Annotated in this window: 23 protein-coding genes and 1 tRNA gene; 20 read left to right on the forward strand and 4 right to left on the reverse strand. The window is 63.1% G+C overall.

Features of this window, described 5'->3' with window-relative positions:
* Position 1: 1 nt before the first annotated feature.
* The 17 genes from CJZ86_RS01695 (at position 2) to CJZ86_RS01775 (ending at position 15358) form a co-directional block, all read left to right on the forward strand.
* Positions 2-550 (forward strand): dTDP-4-dehydrorhamnose 3,5-epimerase family protein, encoded by a 549-nt coding sequence (locus tag CJZ86_RS01695; RefSeq protein ID WP_094584248.1) that lies wholly within the window; start codon positions 2-4, stop codon positions 548-550.
* A complete protein-coding gene (locus CJZ86_RS01700) occupies positions 547-1788 on the forward strand; it encodes a class I SAM-dependent methyltransferase (protein ID WP_094584249.1) in 1242 nt (413 codons plus the stop codon). Before CJZ86_RS01695 ends, CJZ86_RS01700 begins: the two co-directional genes overlap by 4 nt.
* A gap of 3 nt (positions 1789-1791) precedes the next feature.
* Positions 1792-2916, forward strand: coding sequence for a DegT/DnrJ/EryC1/StrS family aminotransferase (locus CJZ86_RS01705; RefSeq protein WP_094584250.1), 1125 nt, complete (start codon positions 1792-1794; stop codon positions 2914-2916).
* A gap of 59 nt (positions 2917-2975) precedes the next feature.
* Complete coding sequence (locus CJZ86_RS01710; RefSeq protein WP_094584251.1) at positions 2976-3722, forward strand: cephalosporin hydroxylase family protein; 747 nt, start codon at positions 2976-2978, stop codon at positions 3720-3722.
* Complete coding sequence (locus tag CJZ86_RS01715; RefSeq protein ID WP_094584252.1) at positions 3719-4219, forward strand: GNAT family N-acetyltransferase; 501 nt, start codon at positions 3719-3721, stop codon at positions 4217-4219. The genes CJZ86_RS01710 and CJZ86_RS01715 overlap by 4 nt, the downstream gene beginning before the upstream one ends.
* Positions 4220-4242: 23 nt before the next feature.
* A complete protein-coding gene (locus CJZ86_RS01720) occupies positions 4243-4938 on the forward strand; it encodes a WbqC family protein (RefSeq protein ID WP_233133777.1) in 696 nt (231 codons plus the stop codon).
* Between the two features lie 170 nt (positions 4939-5108).
* Complete coding sequence (locus tag CJZ86_RS01725; RefSeq protein ID WP_233133778.1) at positions 5109-5762, forward strand: phytanoyl-CoA dioxygenase family protein; 654 nt, start codon at positions 5109-5111, stop codon at positions 5760-5762.
* Entirely contained in the window at positions 5713-6924 is a 1212-nt protein-coding gene (locus CJZ86_RS01730; RefSeq protein ID WP_143594008.1) for a class I SAM-dependent methyltransferase, read from the forward strand. Before CJZ86_RS01725 ends, CJZ86_RS01730 begins: the two co-directional genes overlap by 50 nt.
* Positions 6925-7005: 81 nt before the next feature.
* Entirely contained in the window at positions 7006-7899 is an 894-nt protein-coding gene (locus CJZ86_RS01735; protein ID WP_094584256.1) for a glycosyltransferase family 2 protein, read from the forward strand.
* A 152-nt stretch (positions 7900-8051) separates the two neighbouring features.
* On the forward strand, positions 8052-9593 hold the full coding sequence (locus CJZ86_RS01740; protein ID WP_143594009.1) for an O-methyltransferase: 1542 nt from the start codon (positions 8052-8054) through the stop codon (positions 9591-9593).
* A 9-nt stretch (positions 9594-9602) separates the two neighbouring features.
* Positions 9603-10613, forward strand: coding sequence for a glycosyltransferase family 2 protein (locus tag CJZ86_RS01745; RefSeq protein ID WP_094584258.1), 1011 nt, complete (start codon positions 9603-9605; stop codon positions 10611-10613).
* A complete protein-coding gene (locus CJZ86_RS01750; protein WP_094584259.1) occupies positions 10610-11545 on the forward strand; it encodes an NAD-dependent epimerase/dehydratase family protein in 936 nt (311 codons plus the stop codon). The genes CJZ86_RS01745 and CJZ86_RS01750 overlap by 4 nt, the downstream gene beginning before the upstream one ends.
* A gap of 30 nt (positions 11546-11575) precedes the next feature.
* Entirely contained in the window at positions 11576-12322 is a 747-nt protein-coding gene (locus CJZ86_RS01755) for a class I SAM-dependent methyltransferase (RefSeq protein ID WP_094584260.1), read from the forward strand.
* Between the two features lie 23 nt (positions 12323-12345).
* A complete protein-coding gene (locus tag CJZ86_RS01760) occupies positions 12346-12663 on the forward strand; it encodes a glycosyltransferase (protein ID WP_094584261.1) in 318 nt (105 codons plus the stop codon).
* A gap of 15 nt (positions 12664-12678) precedes the next feature.
* Positions 12679-13641, forward strand: coding sequence for a glycosyltransferase family 4 protein (locus CJZ86_RS01765; RefSeq protein WP_094584262.1), 963 nt, complete (start codon positions 12679-12681; stop codon positions 13639-13641).
* Positions 13641-14543, forward strand: coding sequence for a hypothetical protein (locus CJZ86_RS01770; RefSeq protein WP_094584263.1), 903 nt, complete (start codon positions 13641-13643; stop codon positions 14541-14543). The genes CJZ86_RS01765 and CJZ86_RS01770 overlap by 1 nt, the downstream gene beginning before the upstream one ends.
* The gene (locus tag CJZ86_RS01775; protein WP_094584264.1) at positions 14540-15358 is read left to right on the forward strand and encodes a glycosyltransferase; all 819 of its coding nucleotides are present in this window, start codon (positions 14540-14542) and stop codon (positions 15356-15358) included. The genes CJZ86_RS01770 and CJZ86_RS01775 overlap by 4 nt, the downstream gene beginning before the upstream one ends.
* Here the strand turns inward: CJZ86_RS01775 and galE are convergent.
* Both galE and CJZ86_RS01785 read right to left on the reverse strand, forming a co-directional pair.
* Positions 15340-16443, reverse strand: coding sequence for a UDP-glucose 4-epimerase GalE (gene galE, locus CJZ86_RS01780; RefSeq protein WP_094584265.1), 1104 nt, complete (start codon positions 16441-16443; stop codon positions 15340-15342). The genes CJZ86_RS01775 and galE overlap by 19 nt on opposite strands.
* A gap of 58 nt (positions 16444-16501) precedes the next feature.
* Positions 16502-17890 carry an exopolysaccharide biosynthesis polyprenyl glycosylphosphotransferase gene (locus CJZ86_RS01785; protein WP_233133779.1) on the reverse strand — a complete coding sequence of 463 codons (1389 nt, stop codon included), beginning with the start codon at positions 17888-17890 and terminating at the stop codon, positions 16502-16504.
* 139 nt (positions 17891-18029) lie between these two features.
* Between CJZ86_RS01785 and CJZ86_RS01790 the strand changes: the two genes are divergently transcribed.
* Positions 18030-18101, forward strand: a tRNA-Gly gene (locus tag CJZ86_RS01790).
* Here CJZ86_RS01790 and CJZ86_RS01795 read toward each other — a convergent pair.
* Positions 18093-18557 (reverse strand): GNAT family N-acetyltransferase, encoded by a 465-nt coding sequence (locus CJZ86_RS01795; RefSeq protein WP_094584267.1) that lies wholly within the window; start codon positions 18555-18557, stop codon positions 18093-18095. The two genes, CJZ86_RS01790 and CJZ86_RS01795, sit on opposite strands and share 9 nt — an antisense overlap.
* A 176-nt stretch (positions 18558-18733) precedes the next feature.
* Between CJZ86_RS01795 and secA the strand changes: the two genes are divergently transcribed.
* Positions 18734-21568 (forward strand): preprotein translocase subunit SecA, encoded by a 2835-nt coding sequence (gene secA, locus CJZ86_RS01800; RefSeq protein WP_094584268.1) that lies wholly within the window; start codon positions 18734-18736, stop codon positions 21566-21568.
* Positions 21569-21614: 46 nt separating this feature from the next.
* Positions 21615-21890 carry a type II toxin-antitoxin system VapB family antitoxin gene (locus tag CJZ86_RS01805; protein ID WP_094584269.1) on the forward strand — a complete coding sequence of 92 codons (276 nt, stop codon included), beginning with the start codon at positions 21615-21617 and terminating at the stop codon, positions 21888-21890.
* A gap of 217 nt (positions 21891-22107) precedes the next feature.
* On the opposite strand, the gene cysE is transcribed toward CJZ86_RS01805, so the two are convergent.
* Positions 22108-22857 (reverse strand): serine O-acetyltransferase, encoded by a 750-nt coding sequence (gene cysE, locus CJZ86_RS01815; protein ID WP_094584270.1) that lies wholly within the window; start codon positions 22855-22857, stop codon positions 22108-22110.
* Positions 22858-22860: the final 3 nt, after the last annotated feature.

Here is a 22860-nt window from a genome sequence, read left to right on the forward strand (position 1 = left end):
GATGGCCGAGACCAGCCACCGCGCCACGGCCCTCGAGGGTGTGGTGGAGATCAGCCGCCGGCCGCATGGCGATCACCGTGGCCGCTTCCTGAATGTCTTCCGGCGAGAGGACTGGAGCCAGCTCTGGGGAGGGGATCGGCCGATCGAGCAGGTCAATCTCAGCCACAACCCAAGCCCCGGAACGCTTCGAGGCCTGCATCTCCAACGGGGGGCGCCTCCGGAGGTCCGATTGGTCACCTGCGTGGTGGGGCGTGTCTGGGACGTGGCCGTTGACCTGCGGCCGGGCTCCGCCACGCGTGGCCACTGGGTGGCGGTGGACCTCAGCGCCGAAGCCGGGAACTCACTGCTGATCCCTACGGGCTGTGCCCATGGGTTTCAGGTGCTGGAGCCTGACAGCACCTTGCTTTACCTTCACGGAGCTCCCTATCGCCCTTCGGAGGAGACCGGTGTGCGATGGGACGATCCCCAACTCGGCATTGACTGGCCGATGCAGCCCAGGGACTTGAGTGAGCGTGACCGGTCGCTGCCCCTGCTGGAGAGCCTGCCGTGACCCACCACTGCCGACACTGCGGGACTCCACTGGAGCATGAAGTCATTGACCTCGGCCATCAGCCGCCCAGCAATGCCTACCTGTGCGAGGCGAAGCTGAGTCTGCCGGAAGTCACCTTTCCCCTGCGCGTGTATGTGTGCTCGAACTGCTGGCTCGTGCAGCTGCCCATGCATGCACCAGCCGATGAGTTGTTCACCGCGGATTATGCCTACTTCTCCAGCACTTCGATCACCTGGTGTCAGCATGCTGAGCGGTTCGTCAAGGCGGCCGTCGATCGACTTTCGCTCGGTCCAGGCAGTCTGGTTGTGGAGGTGGCCAGCAACGATGGCTATCTGCTCCAGTACGTGAAGGCGCAAGGGATTCCGTGCCTCGGCATCGAGCCAACCCGCGCTACGGCGGAGGCTGCGAGAAGCAAAGGTATCGACACACTCGAGAGATTCTTCGGTGGAGATTTTGCCGCCGAGCTGGTGTCCCAGGGTTACAGGGCCGATCTGTTAGTGGCCAACAACGTGCTGGCTCATGTCCCAGATATCAATGACTTCCTGGCGGCAATCTCCCGTGTTCTCAAGCCATCTGGTGTGGCCTCTGTGGAGTTTCCCCACTTGTTGCGATTGCTTGACGGCAACCAGTTCGACACGATCTATCACGAGCACTACAGCTACCTGAGCCTTACGACTCTGCAGCGAATGGCGGAGGATGCCGGGCTGATGGTGCTCGACGCCGAGCAGATCACCACCCACGGCGGCAGCCTGAGGGTATGGCTTGCCCGTAGCGGAGATCCTGCGGCTGCTGCCCAGACGCCGCGGGAACGGCAGGCTGTGGAGGGGGTCCTTGCGGAGGAGTCCACGGCCGGGCTCACGTCCCTGGAGGCTTACGACCGCTGCCAGAAGCGCGCCTTGGAAGCCAAGTTTGCGCTGATGGAGTATCTGCTGGCTGCCCGCCGGTCCGGGAAGCGGGTGCTTGCCTATGGTGCCGCGGCCAAGGGAAATACCCTGCTGAATTTCGCCGGGATCCGCAGCGACCTGCTGGAAGCGGTGGCCGATCTGGCCCCCAGCAAGATTGGAAAATGGCTGCCAGGAAGCCACATTCCCATCATTGATGTTGATGATCTTCTGGAGCGGCAGCCTGATGAGCTCCTTGTGCTTCCATGGAACCTGGCGGGCGAAGTGAAGGCCCAGCTCAGAGGCAGGATCGACGTACCCGTGAAGGTGGCGATCCCCATCCTCTCGGCCATCTGAGTCATGGACGACTTCTCCCCCCCCAGGATTCCCTACACAAGGCCGTCAATCACGGAGCTGGAGGTGGCCTACGCCACGGATGCTGCCCGCAATGGTTGGGGTGAGCATTGCTACGACTATATCGTCCGTTTTGAGGAGGCTTTTCGTCAGCACCTCGGCGTCGGCCATGCCCTTGCTACGAGCAGCTGTACGGGAGCGCTGCACATGGGCTTGCACGCCCTTGGGATCGGCCCTGGAGACGAAGTCATCATGGCGGACACCAACTGGGTGGCCACGGCCGCGCCCATCGTCCATCTGGGGGCCCAGCCGGTCTTCGTCGACATTCTTGCCGATACCTGGTGCCTTGACCCAGATCAGGTGGAAGCGGGGATTACGGCAAGAACCAAGGCGATTGTGGCGGTTCACCTGTACGGCAACCTCTGCGCCATGGATCGGCTTCTGGAGATCGGTGAGCGCTATGGCATCCCTGTGATCGAAGATGCCGCAGAAGCGATTGGCTCCCAGTGGCATGGCAGGCGGGCAGGAAGCCTGGGCCGTTTCGGTGTTTTTTCCTTTCATGGCACCAAGACACTGACCACCGGGGAAGGTGGCATGTTCGTCACCAACGATAGCCAGCTCTACGAACAGGTGCTCACCTTGTCCAACCATGGCCGTGCCAAAGGTGAAACCAGGCAGTTCTGGCCTGAGCGGGTGGGATTCAAGTACAAGATGAGTAACATCCAGGCTGCCATAGGTTGTGCGCAACTAGAGCGAATTGATGAACTCATCAATGAGAAGCGTCAGACGTTCTCCCGCTACCACAAGCTCTTTTCATCTCTCCCTGTCAAGATGAACCCGGAGCCGTCCCACGTGGTCAATGGTTACTGGATGCCGACCATGGTGGTGGATCCTTCGGTGGCCTTTGACCGGGATCAACTGCTGAAGCAGTTTCAGGAGCATGGAATTGATGGTCGTGTCTTTTTCTGGCCTCTAAGTTCCACGTCTGTTCCTGGGCGAAAGGCCTCTTCTCAGCCTTTTCTTTCCGAGACAATCCATATGAGAAGTATTAATCTGCCTAGTTACTCTGGTTTTTCCCAGCAGGACGCAGAGCGTATTCATCAACTCGTGCAACAGCACCTGACGGGATAGGGGGATCCGCCAATCACCTGTTCTGCATTTTTGTTCTCCTTATCACCGACTCTGACCCCATGACGACTGATGACCGACAGCAGTTTGAGCAGTCCAGAGAGCAAAACTGCCTGGCTTTAGGACAGGATCATGAGGCGTTCTCCCATTCGCTTGCGCTGATCACCGAACTTGATCGTTACGACTACTCCTATCTCTGGACGTGGATGGGTGTCCCGATCATCCAGATGCCAGCCGATGTCCTCGCCACACAGGAAGTGATCTGGAACAGCAAGCCCGACATCATTATTGAGACCGGAGTCGCCAGGGGTGGGTCGGTCCTGTTCATGGCCTCGATCCTGGAGATCCTTGGCAATGGCAGGGTCATCGGAGTGGATATCGACATTCGACCGCACAATCGCGAGGCGATTCAGAGCCATCCACTGGCCCACAGGGTGGATCTGATTGAGGGTGGATCGGTTGACATCCCAACCCTTGAGCAGGTGCGTCGTCTGATCCCTGAAGGGGCACGAGTGATGGTGGTGCTTGACAGCGATCACAGCCGCCAGCATGTTCTTGAGGAGTGCCGCGCCTATGGCCCAATGGTGACCAAGGGATGCTATCTGGTGGTTGCCGACACCTTGGTGGGCCATGTGGAGGAGGACCAGGCGCCGAAGAAGCGCTCCAAAATCTGGTACAAGGGAGACGAACCTCTGTCGGCCTTACGGGACTACCTGCAGGAGCAGGATCGCTTCGAGCCGGATCCGGTCCTGAATGGAAAGCTCGTCCTTTCCTCATCCCCCGGTGGCTACCTGCGCTGCCGATCATGACCCTTCAATTGCGTCGGTATATCCCCCACGCCGATGAAGAGGTCCTCAGGGAGCTGCGCACGGACATCCCCTTGCAGCATCGGCTTCTGGCCCATCCTGACCCTGAGGCGACGGTCGATGTCCAGGCCTGGGTCAGCCGAAGAGAAACCATGGGCTGGTTTCGGGTGATCGAGCTGGATGGCCGTAGCACCGCGGGCTTTGTGCAATTGACGGACCGCCATGGTCTGGATCGGTACGCCTGGGTGGGCATTGCCCTGCATCCCCGTTGGCAAGGATCTGGCTGGGGCCGCCGCGCCATGGTGGCCTTGGCGGAAGAGGCGAGAGACCATCTGGGCCTTCGCAAGCTGATGCTGCAGGTGAGGACGGATAATCAGATCGCCCTACACCTTTACGCCTCGATTGGGTATCGGATGGTTGGCCATCTCAAGCAGCATTATTATGATGGGAATCACTACCATGATGTCACGATGATGGAGATGCTTCTGGAGACCGTATGACTACGGTTGTCATCAGTCAGCCCATGTACTACCCCTGGGTCGGCTTCATGGCCCAGATGGCTTTGGCGGATGTTCTGATCTGGCTGGATGATGCTCAGTTCTCCAAGGGCTCGTTTACGAATCGAGTGCAGGTCAGATATGGTCAGACGACCAAGTGGATGACAATCCCTTTGGTGCGTGGCGCATCGTTTCCACGGATCATGGATCTGGGGCTGCCGGGGGAGGAGTTGTTTCTGGCCCATCGCGCCCTGCTGTCACAGAGCTTGAGGGTCCGACCCTATCGGCAGCAGGCCCTCAAGCTCTTCGATGAGACGATGGTCCCCGGGTCCGTGGTTGGTCGGCTGATTGCCAGCGCTGAGATTCCCTGCGAGCGCTGGGGAATTTTGCCAGCCAGGAGGATGAGATCCTCAGCCATGGGTGTGGAGGGCACCTCCTGGAACCGTGTGCTCAGCTTGGTGCAGGCGGTTGGAGGAACGCGTTACGTAACGGGTCATGGAGCCGCTGCTTACCTTTGCCATGAGGCTTTTGAGGCTGCGTCCATTGGGGTGGAGTATATGGTTTATGATCCAGTTCCGTGGGATCAGGGTGATGTCTTCTTTACACCTTACGTTGCCAATCTCGACCTCTATTCTTCCGTCGATCCCTCGGTTGCCTTGCAGCATCTTCGCCCAGCCACTGTCGGTTGGAGAGAGCATCTAAGGAGATTGGAATGTCGTTAGTCACGGACCTGGAGATAGACGCGTTTCGGGATAGTGGAATTCTGCTCCTCAAGGGGTTCTACGATCAATCAATCCAAGTCGCCCCGATTCTTGAAGGAATCAGAGTCATCATAGAACTCTTGTGTTTCAAGTACCAGGTTGACGCCCCCACGCAGACTGCTGATCTCGCCATGACCGAGGGGTTCATGGCCCTGATCCGGCGTGATCGTGCCTACGGCGGAGAAGTGTATGACGCGGTCAAGCAGATCCCGGAGTTCATGCAGCTTGTCAGCGACATGCGGAATTCATGCTTGTTTCGTGAACTTCGCTCAGGATCCATACCCGGACTGGCTGCTGGCGGCTATGGCATTCGCATCGATTGTCCAGGTGAGTCCACATTCCGTGCTCCTTGGCATCAGGAGTTTCCTGCCCAGTTGCGCAGTCTTGATGGCATTGTCTATTGGACACCCCTTGTCTCGATCCGACCATCGCTGGGCCCGGTAGAGGTCTGTATCGGATCCCATCGTGAAGGCATCGTTCCTGTCCATACAGCGTCGGACTCTGCTCAGCAGGGGGCCTACGCCCTTCGCCTTGTCGGTGAGGAGGATCGGCTGGCAAAGTACCAGCGTCAATCTCCGCTTACGGAACCCGGAGATCTGCTGCTGATGGACTTTCTCACACTGCATCAGTCCGGCGAGAATGTCGATGCCTATCCTCGATGGTCGATCCAATTCCGTTACTTCAACTTTGCGAATCCATTAGGAGTGAAGATCAGCTGGAAGGGCTCGTTTGCGGGTGGCCAAGACTTCCGTGCTATTCTTGATCAAGCAGAAGTCGCGATCTGAAAGCAATATGATGACCCAGTGTCGTATTTGTGGCGCAACTCTCTCGCCCCCTGACTACTCTGCCGCTGCGCCAGCGATCACTTCGATCTCCACCCATCTCGTGATTCCCACCCAGACCTATATCTGTCGAATCTGTGGTCATGGACAATCTCCAGACTTGCCAAAGATTCAAGAGTTCTATGACACGCAGTATCGTATTTCGTTGCAATCGGATCAACACGACCAACTCTATGAGGTCCGTGACGGCCAGCCTGTCTTTCGTACACAGCGGCAAGCCGAGATGCTGGGGGCCATTGGTCTGCCCCTGAATGCACGGGTACTCGACTTTGGTGCCGCAAAAGGAACAACTCTGCGGACCTTCCTGGAGTCAAGGCCCGATCTGCGTCCATCCATCTTTGATGTCAGTGATGATTACATCGGCTTCTGGCAGGGCTGGGTCCCCGCGTCCGAACAGGCAACCCATTGTCTTCCTGCAGAGTGGCAAGGTCGCTTTGACCTCGTCACGGCCCATTTTGTGCTTGAGCATGTTGTCGATCCCATCGGAACACTGAAGTGTCTTGCTGAATTGTTGGCTCCTGGTGGCACGGTGTTTTTCACGGTTCCCGATCCTCTGAGCAACACGGGTGACTTTCTGGTGGTGGATCATGTCAACCATTTCACGGCCTCGAGCCTGATGCGGACATGTGAGCTTGCTGGCCTTGTCGCGCATACGCTCTCCCGTGAGCTGTTCCGTGGTGCCTACGTTGTCATTGCGGAGCGAGCGGTGGTTTCTGCCTCGTCCAGTGGTGGTCTACGGACTGATGTTGGTTCAGACATCACTCAAGCCATTGATGCTCTGGCTTTCTGGTCCAAGGCTCTGGGTTCCCTTGACGCTGATCAGCACGTTGAGGCACATGTACCGACAGCGATTTATGGTGCTGGCTTTTACGGTGCATTGATCACCTCGCGGCTTCATCAGAAACCGCTCTGCTTTCTGGATCGAAACAAGTACCTCCAAGGCCAGGACTATCTCGGTGTTGCTGTCCTTGCGCCTGAGGATTGCCCTGACTCGATTCGGAGGATCTATCCTGGCCTGAATCCACTCCATGCCAGAGCCATCCTCGCGGATGCAGAGACCTGGAAGCCGCCAGCCGCAAAGATCCACTATCTAGCTGATCAATGACCGTGGGTGGTGATCACGGCTGCAACGCCATTGCTGAGGTCTTTCTGTGATGTCTGGACTGACTCTGTCGTCGCCGTCTAAATGAACCAGACTCCTTTGGTGACTGTTGGAATGCCGACGTACAACAGGCCTCAAGAGCTTGAGCGATCTCTCGCCATGATTCGCGCACAGTCTTATCAAAACCTTGATATTGTTGTCTCAGACAATGCCTCTCCCGATCCCAGTGTTTCACGGCTTGTGTTGGCAAAGTCGCAGCAAGACCCGCGCATCAGGTATTTCCGCCAAGATTCGAATATCGGCCCAAGTGCGAATTTTGTTTTTGTTCTGCGTAAGGCCAAGGGCTCTTTTTTTATGTGGGCAGCAGATGATGATGAATGGCACCCATCATTTATCGAAAAGCTGTTGCAGGCTTTGCTGAGAAATTCTTCCTGCGGCTTGGCTTTCTGCGACTTTGATGTTCGCTACCCCGATGGAACAGCATGCCTTTCCTATGGTTCGTTCTATCAGGCCTATGAGGACTTTCTTCGCGACACCGGTCCCGGCCGTGTTTCTTCTTATGCCCTTCAGGCTCCTGAACGAGGCAAGGCCAACCTGATTTACGGACTTTTCCGACGCGAGGCTTTGATTGACGACTCCGTCGACAGTTACTTTCATTCGAAAGCATGGGGGGCTGACATGCTTTTCGTGTGCGACGTTCTATCGCGATGGTCATTCAGCCTTGTCCCTGACAAGCTGTATTCGGTAGGCATTCCGTTTCCAGCTCCCGTGCCTGCCGTTGTCGATCAAGCCGTTCCCATAACCCATCGCCCTCGGCGCCAGTGGGGATTGGCGATGAGCCACCTGCAATACTTCGCAACCTATTTGCGAATTATGGTACTGGCGCCCGGTTCCAGTCCGTCGTTGATCGTGAAGTTTCTCTACCGCCTGTTGCCGCTGTCTCTCCGCTGGCTGAAGCAGGATCTCACGGTTCATTGAACGGTGGATCAGTTCCTTCTGTTTCATGCCTCCTGGTGCCTGAACACGCAACAGGATTCACATGGTGTCCGTCATCCCTGAGGAATCTCATGCAGACGGAGGCTGGCAGCGGAGGTAGTAACATCAGCTATAGGAAGCCCCCAGCGGAATACATGGCGCTACTGGATCAGCACGCAAGCAATATCGTTTCCCAGAATGGCGAGGATGGCATTCTCGCAGAGATCTTTCGGCGTATCGAGCCTCGATCAAGGAGGTGTGTGGAATTTGGTGCCTGGGACGGCAAGCATCTGAGCAACACGTGGGCGCTTTGGCACGAGTCGGGTTGGTCTGCCGTGCTCATCGAAGGTGACCGTGAGCGATTCCTGCAACTTGAGCAGTCAATCACCAGCTTTCCCTCGGTGACAGCTGTCCATGCGTTCGTCGCGGCCACTGGTCCCAACACCTTGGACAGACTGCTGAGCAGGGAGGGGGTGTCCCCTGATGGTGTGGATCTTCTGTCGATTGATATTGATGGCGACGATTATCATGTCTGGTCATCCCTGACCACGTATAGACCCAGGGTCGTTGTCGTTGAATACAATCCAACGATCCCGCCTGAGCTTGATCTTGTGCAGCGACAGGGGGAGTATTTCGGCGCCTCCGCAGCCGCATTGACGCGCCTGGCCAGGGAGAAGGGCTATGGACTGGCAGCTTGCACGGCCACCAATTGCATCTATGTACATCGGGATGACTTTGCCGCCCTCGGCATCCCTGAGCTCGACCTGTGCACTGGTTTTGACAGGAGCCAGTTGTGTTATGTCATCAACGCCTATGACGGCCGAACGTTTCTGGCGACCAAGCCTGTCTACTCGCGTCCTTTGCCGCTGGCCTCTTTTGCCTATTGGTGGGAGAGGTTGAGGCAGAATCTCCTCGCTGCGGCCGGTGAGACGATCCTTCCGGTTGAGGATTTGCAGCCCGTCAGCCTGGTGCTGGAGTCGACCCTGCGGCGCCGCAGCCTCAAGGACCGTGTGATGGCCACCTTGTCCCGGACGATCACCATGTCCTCGGATCACATCGTGTCCCTTGTGACGGCCCTGCCCCCGTATCGGCTGGTTGGGCGCCTCGTTCAGGCCCTGCAGCGGCGGGCGATGGACCGCGAACTGATCAGGGCCTGGCGGCACTCGGGCAGTCCGGTCCCGCCACCCCATCTCTACAAGCAGAAGCTGCTGACCAGCTATGCCTCTCGCTACCGACTTTCAACGCTGGTGGAAACAGGAACCTATCTTGGTGACATGGTCTTTTCTCTGCGCAAGCGCTTTAAGACCATCATTTCCATCGAGCTCAGCTCTGAGCTCTGTGCGCGGGCCCAGCAGCGCCTCCGAGAGTTCCCCCATGTCTCCATTATCGAAGGGGACAGCTCCGAGGTTCTTCCCGACATTCTTGATGGCTTGAAGGTTCCTACGCTCTTCTGGCTTGACGGCCATTACTCGGCTGGAAATACGGCACTCGGCGAGCGTGAAACACCCGTGTCTGCAGAGATGGAAGCCATCCTCAACCATCCGGTTCCCGGCCATGTCGTGCTGATCGATGATGCCCGCAACTTTGATGGCACCCACGATTACCCCACGCTCTCCTCGCTCAGGGATTATGTCCACGGGGCCTATCCTAAGGCTGATTTCTCCGTGAAGGACGACGTCATCCGCATCGTGCTCTGAGGTAGGACATTGGCTGATCCCCTCGTTTCCGTCCTGCTTCCTGTCTATAACTGCGAGCGTTATCTAGCCGACGCTATCGATAGCATCCTTTCCCAGACCTTCTGTGACTTCGAGTTCATCATCATTGACGATGGGTCCACGGACCGATCTTCTGAGGTGATGGCTGGCTTCAGGGATCAGCGGATCAGGATCATCCAGCAAGAGAATTGCGGGCTGGCCGCCACACTCAATCGAGGCATTGGTCTTGCCACCGGCAAGTACATCGCTCGCCAGGACCAGGACGACCTCTCCTACCCCGAGCGTCTGGGTCAACAGGTCGACTTCATGGAGGCCCATCCTGATTGTGTGTTGCTCGGTACCTGGGCACAGATCATGGAGATTGACCGTGCCGTCAATCGCTTCCACCGCCATCCGGTCGATGAAGCGGAGCTTCGGTATCTGATGTTGTTCAACAACCCGTTCGTCCACAGCTCCGTCATGCTGCGCCGGACCGCACTTGCCCAAGTCGGTGGTTACACGACGGACCCGGAGCGGCAGCCTCCGGAGGACTTCGAGCTCTGGTCACGCCTTGCCCGTGCGGGAGGGATCGCCAACCTCGGCGAGGTTCTGCTCGCCTACAGGGAGATCCCCGGCAGCATGTCGCGCGTCGGTCCGGCCCCATTCCGCCGTCGCCTGATCACGATCTGTTCAGAGAACCTTGCGGCCGCCTCGGGCCTTTCCGCTGACGATCCCGATATCCGGGCCATCGCGGCCCTCACCCACGGGGGGGTGGAGGAGGTTTCCACCCGTCCCGATTTCTCCCGGATGCAGTCCATCCTCCTGGGCGCCATTCAGGCCTCGGCGGCCGAGTCCCTCGCCGCGTCCCTGCGCCAGGATGCGCTGGCCCGCGTCCAGGCGATGCAGGCCGGCTGGATGGTGCGGGAGTCACCGGCCTATGACCTCCTGCACAGGTCGGGACCCTTCCGGGCTCTCGCCAAGCGCCTCTGGCGCCTGGCGCAACGGCTCAGGGGGCCCCAATGAAGACCATCGTCATCGGCGGTGCCGGGTTCATCGGTTCCCTGGTCAGCCAGGCTCTGATCGCCTCCGGCCGGGAGGTGACCGTCGTGGGACGGCGTCCCCCAGGTGCCCACACGGCCGCCCTGGCTTGCGCTTATCGCTGTGCCGATCTCGGTAACCGGGCCCAGATGCGGGAGATCCTCGAGCCGGGCTGTGAAGTGATCGACCTGGCCTATGCCACCGTCCCCAAGACCAGCTACGGCGACCCCGTCTTCGATCTGCTCGCCAATCTGCCCGGCAGCGTCGGCTTGCTTGAGGAGGCGATGGCCGTGGGGGTCCGCCGTCTGCTGCTCGTTTCCTCCGGGGGCACGGTCTACGGCCCCCCTTGCACCCTGCCGATTCCGGAATCCCACCCGACGGCCCCCATCAGCCCCTACGGCATCACCAAGCTGACCATCGATCACTACGCCCTGATGTTCCATCACACTCGCGACCTGCCGGTGGTGGTGGTGCGGCCGGCCAATGCCTACGGCGTCCAGCAGCGTTCCCGGACCGGCCAGGGTTTCCTCGCCGCAGCCATCGACGCCATCATTTCGCGACGCGAGATCGAGATCTATGGTGATGCCGGAACCATCCGCGACTACATTCACGTCAGTGATGTGGCCAGCGGCATTCTTGCGGCCCTGGACTTCGGGAAAGATGGTGAAATCTATAACCTGGGCACCGGCATCGGCGCCAGCAATCTCGATGTGATCGCCCTGCTTCGCCCGTTGGCCGAGGCGGCCGGACACACCATCCAGGTTCGCCATCTGCCCTCACGGCGATTCGATGTGGAGGCCAATGTGCTGGATGCCCGGAAGCTTTGCTCCGCCTGCGGATGGCGTCCGGATGTATCTCTCCAGCGTGGTCTCGCAGAGATGTGGGATCATGCCCTGATGGCGTCCTCCACCATCTGAGGACTCCCCCTGCCCGCCCGATTCACAACCATGGGACTCCTTACTCGGCTGCTGGATCTGCGTGGGTCCTCCGCCGAACGTTCGACATCCCTGGATCCCTTCCTCAGCACCGCCAATCCCTCCCGCAATCCTGCCTGTGGGGAGTTTGAGGTGGACGGCTGGGTCACCTCCGCGTTCGTGGCCCGCACCCTGGTTCCCGTCGTCGGCGTCCATCCCTTCCCCCTCCAGGAACTGATGCTGATGACGGCGACGGTGTGTCGCTTCCAGCCCTCCCTGATCTTCGAATGGGGCACCAACATCGGCAAATCGGCGCGGATCTTCCATGAAATCGCCCAGTATTTCCATATCCCCACCACCATCCATTCCTGCGATCTCCCCGACGATGTCGACCACGTGGAACACCCCCACGCCCAGCGGGGCGCCATGGTGCGTGGCCTGGAGGGTGTCCAGCTGCACCAGGGAGACGGCCTGACCACCTCCCTGGGCCTCTGGGAGCGGGCGGGGCGTCCCCCTTCTCCCCTCTTCTTCCTCGATGGCGACCACAGCCACGCCAGCGTCAGGCGTGAGATCGACGGGATCCTGGCGGCCGTCCCCGACCCGGTGCTGCTGCTGCACGACACCTTCCTCCAGTCCCCCCAGTCCGGCTACAACGTCGGGCCCCGCCAGGCCGTCGAGGAGTCCCTGGCCGCTTACCCCGGCCGCTTCCAGGCGGTGCATTCCGGGCTCAGCCTGCCGGGCATGACCCTGCTTTACTCCACCGCCCCGGCAGCGGCGTAGGTTCGCCCCAGCCCCGCCGGCCCATGAAGATCCTCCATACGGTCGAGTCCTATCTGCCGGCCCGCCATGGCATGTCGGAGGTGGTGCGGCAGATCTCCGAGCGGCTGGTGGCCCGGGGCCACGACGTCACCGTCGCCACCCGCTCCGACCCGGCCCGCACCGGCGACAGCATCGAGGGGGTGAAGGTCAGGGGCTTCGATGTGCAGGGGAAGAGTGCGGTGGGGGTCTGGGGGGATGTCTCCGGCTACCAGCGTTACCTGCTCGGCTCCGATGCCGACGTCATCGTCAATTTCGCGGCGCAGCAGTGGGCCACCGATCTGATGCTGCCGCTGCTGCCCTAGCTGAAGGCCCGCAAGGTGTTTGTCCCCACAGGGTTCTCCGCCCTGGGCGACCCCACCTTCGCCGGCTACTTCGCCGCCATGGGCGAATGGATGCGCAGCTATGACACCTGTGTCTTTCTTTCGGACTCCTACCGCGACATCGATTTCGCCCGCCGTGAGGGTGTCGATCGCATCGCCATCATTCCCAACGGGGCGGCGGCGGAGGAGTTCGTCCGTCCCCGGGATCCCGCCCTGCGGGCCCGGCTCGGCATCCCCGAAGACGATCTCCTGATCCTGCATGTCTCCGGCTACCTGTCGGTGGCCAAGGGGCAGGCCGAGGCCCTCGAGATCTTCTCCCGCTCCCAGCTGCGCCAGGCCACCCTGCTGCTGGTCAGCCCGGATTTCTCCCAGTCCCTGGCCCGTTCCCTGACGCCGCGGCAGCTGGCCCGGGGCCTTTACCACCTGCTGCGGGGCAAGGGGCTCCGGGCCCTCGCCTTCCCCACCCAGCTGCAGGTGATGAAGCGCCTCAACCGGCGTCGCAACGCGGCGGCCGGCCGCCAGGTCCTCGGCCATGCCCTCTCCCGCGAGGACACGGTGAGCGCCTTCCTCGAGGCCGACCTGCTGCTGTTCCCCTCCTGGATCGAGTGCTCCCCCCTGGTGCTGTTCGAAGCGGCCGCCTCCCACACGCCGTTCCTGGTCACGCCGGTGGGTAATGCGGCCGAGATCATCGCCTGGACCGGGGGAGGCGAGCTGCTGCCCGGCGAGCGCAGTGACGACCGGGAAGGCAGTGTGCGGGCCGATGTGGCCGCCGGAACCCAGCGGCTGGAGGCCCTGGTGGCCGATGCTCCCGGCCGCCGCCGGATGGCCGACTCCGCCCACCGGGCCTGGCAGGCCCACTTCACCTGGGAGCGGATCGCCGACCAGTACGAACGGCTGTACCGCTCCCTTCTGGATGGTGAGGCGATCCACGACCAGTTCCCGGCTCCCCCCCAGCTCTGATGCGCCTCCTCACCCTGATCTTCTCCAAGGATCGGCCGCTGCAGCTGCAGGCGACCCTGGCCTCGTTCGCCCTGCACTGCCGGGAGGCGGCGCAGACGCCGATCACGGTGCTCTACCGGGCCAGCTCTGAGCCGTTCTCCCGCGGGTACGCCCAGCTGCGGGCGGAGTTCCAGGGCCGGCTCCTGATCGACTGGGTGGAGGAGCGCTCCTTTCGCCACGATCTGCTGGCCTGCCTGCGGCAACCACCGGCCCCGTCCCGCTGGCGCCGGATCCTGGATCGGCTGCGGCTGCGCTCCTGGCGTCCGCGCTGTGACCAGCTGCTGTTTCTCGTCGATGACAACATCTTCGTGCGGCCCTTTTCGCTGGGATCGATCGTGGAGGCCCTGGAGCAGCAGCCCTCCGTCATCGGCTTCTCCCTGCGCGTCGGCCGCAACACCACGCGCTGCTATTCGATGAACTGTGCCCAGCCGCTGCCGGATTTCCAGCCGGTGGCTTCGGGTCTGCGCTTTCGCTGGGTGGGCCAGACCGGCGACTTCGGCTACCCGGTCGAGGTGTCCAGTTCCGTCTACCGCCTCGCCGATCTGATCGGCCTGCTGCGGACGCTCCCCTACACCAACCCCAACCGCCTGGAACAGGTGCTCTCCTCCTCCAGTTCCCTCTTCGCCCTGGGCAAGCCTGACCTGCTCTGCTTCGAGCAGTCGGTGGCCTTCTGCGCACCCATCAACAAGGTGCAGACGATCCTCGACAACCGGGCCGGCGCCTCGGATGACTACTCCAGCGAGGCCCTGCTCGAACGCTTCCTCGCGGGGCAGCGGGTGGATGTGGCGGCCCTGAAGGATTTCGTTCCCCGGGCCGCCCACGAGGAGATCGAGCTTCCCCTGCAGTCCGCTTCGGCGCTGTGACCGCGCCCATCGCGACCCTGCTCTGCATGAAGGGGGACACCCCTGCGGCCCTGGCCCTGCGGGCCATCCGCAGCACGGCCGCCAGCCTGGCCCCCGGCGATGTCCTCTACCTGCGGGTGGATGGGGGGACCCTCAGCGATCCAGAGCTGTTCCGTGCCGCCGCCGCCCCCGCCCGGCTGGTGCTCCGGGAGGCCGCCGAGGGACGGGGGCTGGCCCACGGCCTCAACCAGCTGGTGGAGGAGGTGCTGCGCGACCCCGCTATCGGCCTGATCGCGCGGATGGATGCCGACGACGAATCCCTTCCCGGAAGGATGGAGCGCCAGCGCCGGTTCCTGGCGGAGCACCGGCAGGTCGACATCCTTGGCACGGCCTGCCACGAGGTCGATGAGCACGGCGCCTATCTGCAGCTCAAGCGCATGCCCCTGAGCCACCGGGCGATTGTGGCCACCTTGCCGCGCAGCAACCCCCTGAACCACCCCACGGTGATGCTGCGGCGCCGTGTCTTTGAATCCGGCCTGCGGTACCGGGAGGATGTGAAACGCACCGAGGACTATCACCTCTGGATCTCGGCGGCGGGATCGGGTTTCGTGTTCGCGAACCTGGCGGAACCGCTGCTGAACTTCCAGCGGGATTCCGGGTTCTTCGGGCGCCGTGGTGGCTGGCGGCAGGCCTGGGCCGACCTGCATGTGCGGATCCGGGCGATGCGGGAGCTGCGGTTGTTTTCAGCGCCCAACCTGCTGTGGGCCATGGCGGCCTTCGGCCTGCGCCTCCTGCCGGCGGTCCTGCAGAAATGGCTCTACCTCCGGCTGCGGTAACCGTGCCGGTTCTGCTGTCGCCAGGCCCAGCCATCACGGCAGATGTCCTCCAGATTGCGGGTGGTGGACCAGCCCAGCAGCTGCTGCGCCGCGGTTGAATCGGCCACACTCTCCGCCACATCGCCGGGCCTGCGGGGCGCGAATTCGTAGGCCACCGGAGCGCCGTTGATCCGCTCGAAGGCCTCGATCATTTCGAGCACGGAGTGTCCCTGACCGCTGCCGAGATTCAGGGTGAGGATCTGTTCGTCCGTCGTCAGGAGCAGATCCAGGGCCTGCCTGTGGCCCTCGGCCAGATCCATCACATGGATGAAGTCACGGATGCCGGTGCCATCGGGTGTGGGCCAGTCGGAGCCGAAGATCTGCACGTGGGACCGGAGTCCCATGGCCACCTGGGTGATCAGGGGGAACAGGTTGGAGGGCACCCCGTTGGGGTCTTCGCCGATGCGTCCGCTGGGGTGCGCTCCCACGGGGTTGAAGTAGCGCAGCCTGGCCATCCGCCAACCCGGTTCGCTGGCGGCCGTGTCGGCCAGCATCCGCTCCACCGCCGCCTTGGTCTGTCCGTAGGGATTCGCCGGCTGGACACAGGCGCTCTCAGGGATCGGCAGCTCCTGCGGGCAGCCGTAGAGCGCGGCGGTGCTGCTGAAAACGATCGTCCGGCAGCCGTGGCGCCGCATCGCCTCGAGCAGGCAGCGGGTGCCTTCGACGTTCACGTGCCAGTAGCTCAGCGGCTCCTGGATCGAGTCACCCACGGCCTTGAGGCCGGCGAAATGCAGCACGGCCGCCACGTCCCCGCCGCCGCTGGCGCGGAACGCCCCATCGAGGGCCTCCGGGCTTCGGATGTCACCGTTGATGAAGCGCAGCAGGCGATCACCCGTGGCGGTTTCCCAGGCCTGATGCACGCCGTCCTGATCAACAGCGTGCCGGCAGGGGCTGAGCTGGCAGAGTTCCGCCACCCGGTGGAGCGCTTCGACGCTGCTGTTATGCAGGTTGTCGATGACAACCACGTCGTGGCCGGCACCGATCATCACCAGACAGGTGTGACTGCCAATGAAGCCAGCCCCTCCAGTGATCAGTACAGTCGCCAAGGACCATGACCAAGGGTTGGTGATCCTACGCGGTTAGGGGCCGTCCATCCCGTGAGACTCAAGGAAGAGCCTTGAACCGGGCCATGGAGCCCCGGGGGTGCACATCCGGCTGGGCGCCCCTGGCTCTGACGAGCAGGCGAATCGTCTTGATCAGGATCAGTGTGTCCAGCATCAGACTGGCATTGCGCAGGTAATAGAGGTCGTAGCTGAGTTTCATCCTGCTGTCCTCGATGCTGGCGCCATAGGGATAGCAAACCTGCGCCCATCCGCTAAGTCCGGGACGCACCCAGTGGCGCACGCGATAGTGCTGGATCTGTTGCTCCAGCGTGTCTTCGATTTCGGGACGCTCCGGCCTCGGGCCGATCAGGCTCATTTCACCCTTCAGCACGGCAATCAGCTGGGGAAGTTCATCGATGCGCAGCCGTCTCAGCAGCTTTCCCACCCGCGTGACGCGGGGGTCGTCGCGGCAGGCCCAGCGGGCACCCCGTGCCTCCGCTTCCTCGCACATGGTCCTCAGCTTCCAGACTTCGATGGCCTCCCCGTAGAGACCTGTCCTGACCTGGCGGTAGAGGATCCCCCCGCCACCCTCGAGACGGATCGCCAGGGCGGAGACCAGCAGCACCGGCGCCGTGATGATCAACAGCAGGCTGGCGACGACCACGTCCCCCATGCGTTTGAGCCGCCATCCCCAACGGTTGGGCTGCAGTTCGAAGCCGTCGGCCTGCAGCAGCCAGCGGCTCGAGAACAGCTCCGGCGGGACCCGCTGGAGGTGGTGCTCGGCCCAGATGACGAGGCTGCAGACACTGGCGCCCCGTTCGCGCCGCGCCAGCAGTTTCTGCAGCAGGACGTCACTCAGTTCGGCCGCCTCGCTCACGGCGATGCCGTCCACCGTCAGCAGGATGGTCTCGAACGCCGGCTCCAGGGCACGGCAGTCGTAGTAGTGGAGATCCAGCTGGGTGTGGCCGCCGTCCCGTTCGAGCTCGCGCCGCACCACCGTCAGTTCCGCCGTCTCCCCCACCAGCAGCCAGGCCTGGCGGCGGCTCAGCAGCCGGGTGACGACCAGCTGCGCCGTTCCCGAGGCCAGCGTGACCGCCGCCAGCAGGGGGAGGATGAAGTTCCGGAACGTCCGCGGATCCTCCACCTTCAGGCCCCAGTTGAGACCCACGACGACGACGGCGAGCACCAGCAGGGCGACCACGGCGGTCGCGCCCAGCCGTCGCCGCTGGGAATCCCGCTGGCCCTGGTCAGGCTTGGAGTAGCGCCCCAGCAGGTAGGACGTTCCCACCCAGAGCAGGGTCAGGCCCACGATCGAGCCGGTGATGCCGGCCCAGCGGTCGAACCGCTGCAGGAACAGGCTGTTGTAGGTCCCCAGCAGCAGCAGGGTGTCGAACAGGGCCAGCCCCAGCAGCAGCCGTCGCTGTCTCAGCCAGGGAGTCCGCCACCACATGCCTTGCCGCCACCGCCACCGCCCGACTTTATGGGCGCTGTCGCCGCCCTTCCCCGGCCGCCGGATCCGCGCCCGGCGTCCCCATTTGACCGAGGGGCCCCCCATGGGGCATGCTTCGATCCGGCCAAGGGGCCGAACTGCGGATGTAGCTCAGTGGTAGAGCATCTCCTTGCCAAGGAGAGGGTCGAGAGTTCGAATCTCTTCATCCGCTTGTCTGTTTCAGCATCAGCCGCTGGCTGTCCACCCGGCTGAAGCCCAGCTTCTCGTAGAAGCCCTCGCCTGTGGTGGTCATCAGGTAGACCCGCTCGGCCGCCGCCACCTCCGGGCTGGCCAGCAGCGTCTCGACGATCCGCCGGCCGACCCCCCGGCCCTGCTGGTCCTCGGCCACCACCACGTCCCACAACACGGCGCGGAACACCCCGTCACTGGTGGCACGGCCGAAGCCCACCAGGGTTCCCGCCTGCCAGGCGCTCACCACCACCTGGCTGCCGCCGAGCATCCGCCCCAGCTGGGCGGGCCGGCGGCCGGTGGCCCAGAAGCTGTGGCCATCGAGCAGGGTGCGGAGAGCCGCCATCCGCCAGCGCAGGCGCAGCTTCAGCCGGCCGTGGCGGACCAGCCGGATCGGGATGGCGGAGGGGGCCTCGGGCCTGGGGGGGGCGCTGCTCAACGGACCGGGGTGGGGCGCATCAGCTGCGAATCCTGCTCGGCGGCCGGTGCCGGAGGGCCCTGCAGGTGCGGATCCCCGGCGAAGGAGACGCCGAAAACCCTTGCGGCAGCACGATTCTTCGCTCTCGGCCACGGTTTTGCGATGGTAGGGTAAGAAACTACGGACAGGCCCTTTCCATGCTCAAGCTGCTGCTGGGTGATCCCAATGCCCGCAAGCTGAAGCGTTACCAGCCGTTGGTGTCCGACATCAATCTGCTGGAGGAGGAGATCGAGCCCCTCAGCGACGAGGAGCTGAGGGGCCTGACGGCCGAGTTCCGCCAGAAGCTGGACAAGCCCGAGACGGCGGCCCGCCGCAAGGCCCTGCTGGATGAGCTGCTGCCCCAGGCCTTCGCCGTGGTGCGGGAGGCGGGCAAGCGGGTGCTGGGCATGCGCCACTTCGACGTGCAGCTGATCGGCGGCATGGTGCTGCACAACGGCCAGATCGCCGAGATGAAGACCGGCGAGGGCAAGACCCTGGTGGCTACCCTGCCGGCCTACCTCAACGCCCTCACCGGCCGCGGGGTGCACGTGGTCACGGTCAACGACTACCTGGCGCGCCGCGACGCCGAGTGGATGGGCCAGATCCACCGCTTCCTGGGGCTGAGCGTCGGCCTGATCCAGCAGGACATGAGCCCGCCGGAGCGGCGCCGCAACTACGCCTGCGACATCACCTACGCCACCAACTCCGAGCTGGGCTTCGACTACCTGCGCGACAACATGGCGAGTGACATCGCCGAGGTGGTGCAGCGCGAGTTCCAGTACTGCATCATCGACGAGGTGGATTCGATCCTCGTCGACGAGGCCCGCACCCCCCTGATCATCTCCGGCCAGATCGAGCGGCCCCAGGAGAAATACATGCAGGCGGCCCGGATCGCCGCCGAGCTGCAGCGCGCCGCCGAGATGGGCAAGGACGGCATCGATCCCGAGGGCGACTACGAGGTCGATGAGAAGCAGCGCAACGTCACCCTCACCGACGAGGGCTACCAGAAGGCCGAACAGCTGCTCGGCGTCCAGGACCTCTTCAACCCCCAGGACCCCTGGGCCCACTTCATCAACAACGCCCTCAAGGCCAAGGAGCTGTTCGTCAAGGACGTCAACTACATCGTGCGCGACTCCGACGCGGTGATCGTCGACGAGTTCACAGGCCGGGTGATGCCGGGGCGCCGCTGGAGCGACGGCCTGCACCAGGCGATCGAGGCCAAGGAGTCCCTGCCGATCCAGCCCGAGACCCAGACCCTCGCCAGCATCACCTACCAGAACTTCTTCCTGCTCTACCCCCGCCTCGCCGGCATGACCGGCACCGCCAAGACCGAGGAAGTGGAGTTCGAGAAGACCTACAAGCTGGAAGTGGCCGTGGTGCCCACCAACCGGGTCCGCTCCCGCGCCGACTGGCCCGATCAGGTCTATAAGACCGAAACGGCCAAGTGGCAGGCCGTGGCCGCCGAGACCGCCCAGGTGCACAAGAGCGGCCGTCCCGTGCTGGTGGGCACCACCAGCGTCGAGAAGTCGGAACATCTCTCCACCCTGCTGCAGGAGCAGGACATCCCCCACAACCTGCTCAACGCCAAGCCGGAGAACGTGGAGCGGGAGGCCGAGATCGTGGCCCAGGCGGGCCGGGCCGGTGCCGTCACCATCGCCACCAACATGGCCGGCCGCGGCACCGACATCATCCTGGGGGGCAACAGCGATTACATGGCCCGCCTCAAGCTGCGGGAAGTGCTGCTGCCGCGGCTGGTGCGCCCCGAGGAGGGTCACCGTCCCCCTGTGCCCCTGCAGCGCTCCACCGAGGCGCCGGCCGGCTTCGGCGGCGCCGTGGCCCCCAGCTCCAGGCCGGCCAGTGAGGCCCGCGCCATCGGCAACCTCTATCCCTGCAGCCTCTCCGAAGACACGGAGAAGGCCCTGTCCGGCTTCTCCCGCGAGCTGGTGGCGGCCTGGGGCGACCGCACCCTCACCGTGCTCGAACTCGAGGACCGCATCGCCCAGGCGGCCGAGAAGGCCCCCACCGACGATCCCCAGATCCAGCGGCTGCGGGAACTGATCGCCCAGGTGCGTGCCGAGTACGACGTGGTGGTCAAGCAGGAGGAGGCCCAGGTCCGCACCGCCGGTGGCCTGCACGTGATCGGCACCGAGCGCCACGAGTCGCGCCGCGTCGACAACCAGCTGCGCGGCCGGGCCGGTCGCCAGGGCGACCCGGGCAGCACCCGCTTCTTCCTCTCCCTGGAGGACAACCTGCTGCGCATCTTCGGCGGCGACCGGGTGGCGGGCCTGATGAACGCCTTCCGGGTCGAGGAGGACATGCCGATCGAATCGGGCATGCTGACGCGCTCCCTGGAGGGGGCCCAGAAGAAGGTGGAGACGTACTACTACGACATGCGCAAGCAGGTGTTCGAGTACGACGAGGTGATGAACAACCAGCGCAAGGCGGTGTACACCGAGCGGCGCCGGGTGCTGGAGGGAAGGGAGCTCAAGCAGCAGGTGATCGGCTACGGCGAGCGCACCATCGACGACATCGTCGAGGCCTACGTGAACCCGGATCTGCCGCCCGAGGAGTGGGATCTCACCCGCCTCGTGGAGAAGGTCAAGGAGTTCATCTACCTGCTGGCGGACCTCTCCCCCGACCAGGTGAGCGGCCTGTCGATGGAGGAGCTCAAGGCCTTCCTGCAGGAGCAGATGCGCAATGCCTACGACATCAAGGAGGGGCAGATCGAGCAGATGCGGCCGGGCCTGATGCGGGAGGCGGAGCGCTTCTTCATCCTTCAGCAGATCGACACTCTCTGGCGCGAGCACCTGCAGGCCATGGAGGCCCTGCGGGAATCGGTGGGCCTGCGGGGCTACGGCCAGAAGGATCCCTTGATCGAATACAAGAACGAGGGCTACGACATGTTCCTGGAGATGATGACCCAGATGCGCCGCAACGTGATCTATTCGATGTTCATGTTCCAGCCCCAGGTGCCGCAGGCCGTCACGGCCTGAAGGTCAGCAAGGATAGAATTTCTATCTCTTCTACCCTGGCGGCGCCATGGGCATGAACATCAAGGATCCTGAGGTGCATGCCATGGCACGCGAGTTGGCTGCCCGCCGGTCCACCACCGTGACCAATGCGGTGCGACAAGCCCTCAGCGCCGAGCTTGAGCGTAGCCAGCACGGAGAGGAAGAGATGGCCAGTGCGGTCGCAGCTCGGCATGCCCGACTTCAGGAACTTTTGCAGCGATTTCGCCAGATTCAGTGGCCGGAGGGCGTGACCAGCAAGGAGTTTCAGGACGAGCTCTATGACGATCAGGGGTTGCCGGTGTGATGGTGGTGGACACCTCTGCTTTGATGCGAACCAGCTGCGCTGGGCCTTGCATGGTTGGCAGTACTACGGCAAGGGTCGCCACCGGGCAGGCCTGAACTTCGGGGATTGCTTCAGCTATGGGCTGGCCATGGCTCTGGATCGGCCTCTGTTGTTCAAGGGCGACGACTTCTCCCAAACCGACGTCAAAGTGGCCGTGTTCTGAAGGCGCTCCGCAGCTTCAGTTTTGGATCTCTGGGTTGTCACCCAGGAACTCAAGGATCTCCCGGTCGCGCAGGTTCTGGGCCGTGCCGCTGCAGGGCTCCTTCAGGGGCCGGCCGGCGGCCACCTCCTGCAGGCAGGCCTGCAGCCGGTTGACGTCGTTCTCCAGGCTGTCGATCCGCTCCATCAGGTTGCGGATCACCGAGGCCTCCGCATCCGGCAGGGCGGAGTGGGCCAGGGGATCGATGCGGGCACCGGCCTGGTGGATCACCCGGCCGGGGATGCCCACCACGGTGCTGTCGGCCCCCACGTTGCGCAGCAGCACCGAGCCGGCGCCGATGCGGGTGTTGGTGCCCACGGTGATCGCCCCGAGCACCTTGGCGCCCGCCCCCACCACCACGTTGTCCATCAGGGTGGGGTGGCGCTTGCCGTGCTCCTTGCCCGTGCCCCCGAGGGTCACGCCCTGGTACAGGAGGCAGTTGTCGCCGATGACGCTGGTCTCGCCGATGACCACGCCCATGCCATGGTCGATGAAGACGCCCCGGCCGATCCGGGCCCCCGGGTGGATCTCCACGCCGGTGAACAGTCGGCCCAGCTGGCTCATCAGCCGGGGGATCAGGGGCAGTCCCATCCGCCAGAGGCGGTGGCTGACGCGGTGCAGCTCCAGGGCGTGGAAGCCCGGGTAGCAAAGGAGGATCTCCAGGGTGCCCCTGGCGGCCGGATCCCTCTGCCGGATGATGGCCAGGTCGGCCCGGAGTGCATCGAGCATGGA

Origin of the sequence: Synechococcus sp. BO 8801, from assembly GCF_002252675.1 — a bacterium.
Taxonomy (GTDB): domain Bacteria; phylum Cyanobacteriota; class Cyanobacteriia; order PCC-6307; family Cyanobiaceae; genus Cyanobium.

What these genes read in the sequence shown, in the direction of transcription:
- CJZ86_RS01805 (WP_094584269.1), top strand. Translation starts at nt 21,615, where the DNA reads ATGGGCATGAACATCAAGGATCCTGAGGTGCATGCCATGGCACGCGAG.
- CJZ86_RS01770 (WP_094584263.1), top strand. Translation starts at nt 13,641, where the DNA reads ATGCGCCTCCTCACCCTGATCTTCTCCAAGGATCGGCCGCTGCAGCTG.
- secA (WP_094584268.1), top strand. Translation starts at nt 18,734, where the DNA reads ATGCTCAAGCTGCTGCTGGGTGATCCCAATGCCCGCAAGCTGAAGCGT.
- CJZ86_RS01720 (WP_233133777.1), top strand. Translation starts at nt 4,243, where the DNA reads ATGTACTACCCCTGGGTCGGCTTCATGGCCCAGATGGCTTTGGCGGAT.
- CJZ86_RS01725 (WP_233133778.1), top strand. Translation starts at nt 5,109, where the DNA reads ATGACCGAGGGGTTCATGGCCCTGATCCGGCGTGATCGTGCCTACGGC.
- CJZ86_RS01710 (WP_094584251.1), top strand. Translation starts at nt 2,976, where the DNA reads ATGACGACTGATGACCGACAGCAGTTTGAGCAGTCCAGAGAGCAAAAC.
- CJZ86_RS01785 (WP_233133779.1), bottom strand. Translation starts at nt 17,890, where the DNA reads ATGTGGTGGCGGACTCCCTGGCTGAGACAGCGACGGCTGCTGCTGGGG.
- CJZ86_RS01760 (WP_094584261.1), top strand. Translation starts at nt 12,346, where the DNA reads ATGAAGATCCTCCATACGGTCGAGTCCTATCTGCCGGCCCGCCATGGC.
- CJZ86_RS01750 (WP_094584259.1), top strand. Translation starts at nt 10,610, where the DNA reads ATGAAGACCATCGTCATCGGCGGTGCCGGGTTCATCGGTTCCCTGGTC.
- CJZ86_RS01735 (WP_094584256.1), top strand. Translation starts at nt 7,006, where the DNA reads ATGAACCAGACTCCTTTGGTGACTGTTGGAATGCCGACGTACAACAGG.
- CJZ86_RS01705 (WP_094584250.1), top strand. Translation starts at nt 1,792, where the DNA reads ATGGACGACTTCTCCCCCCCCAGGATTCCCTACACAAGGCCGTCAATC.
- CJZ86_RS01695 (WP_094584248.1), top strand. Translation starts at nt 2, where the DNA reads ATGGCCGAGACCAGCCACCGCGCCACGGCCCTCGAGGGTGTGGTGGAG.
- cysE (WP_094584270.1), bottom strand. Translation starts at nt 22,857, where the DNA reads ATGCTCGATGCACTCCGGGCCGACCTGGCCATCATCCGGCAGAGGGAT.
- CJZ86_RS01755 (WP_094584260.1), top strand. Translation starts at nt 11,576, where the DNA reads ATGGGACTCCTTACTCGGCTGCTGGATCTGCGTGGGTCCTCCGCCGAA.
- CJZ86_RS01740 (WP_143594009.1), top strand. Translation starts at nt 8,052, where the DNA reads ATGGCGCTACTGGATCAGCACGCAAGCAATATCGTTTCCCAGAATGGC.
- CJZ86_RS01715 (WP_094584252.1), top strand. Translation starts at nt 3,719, where the DNA reads ATGACCCTTCAATTGCGTCGGTATATCCCCCACGCCGATGAAGAGGTC.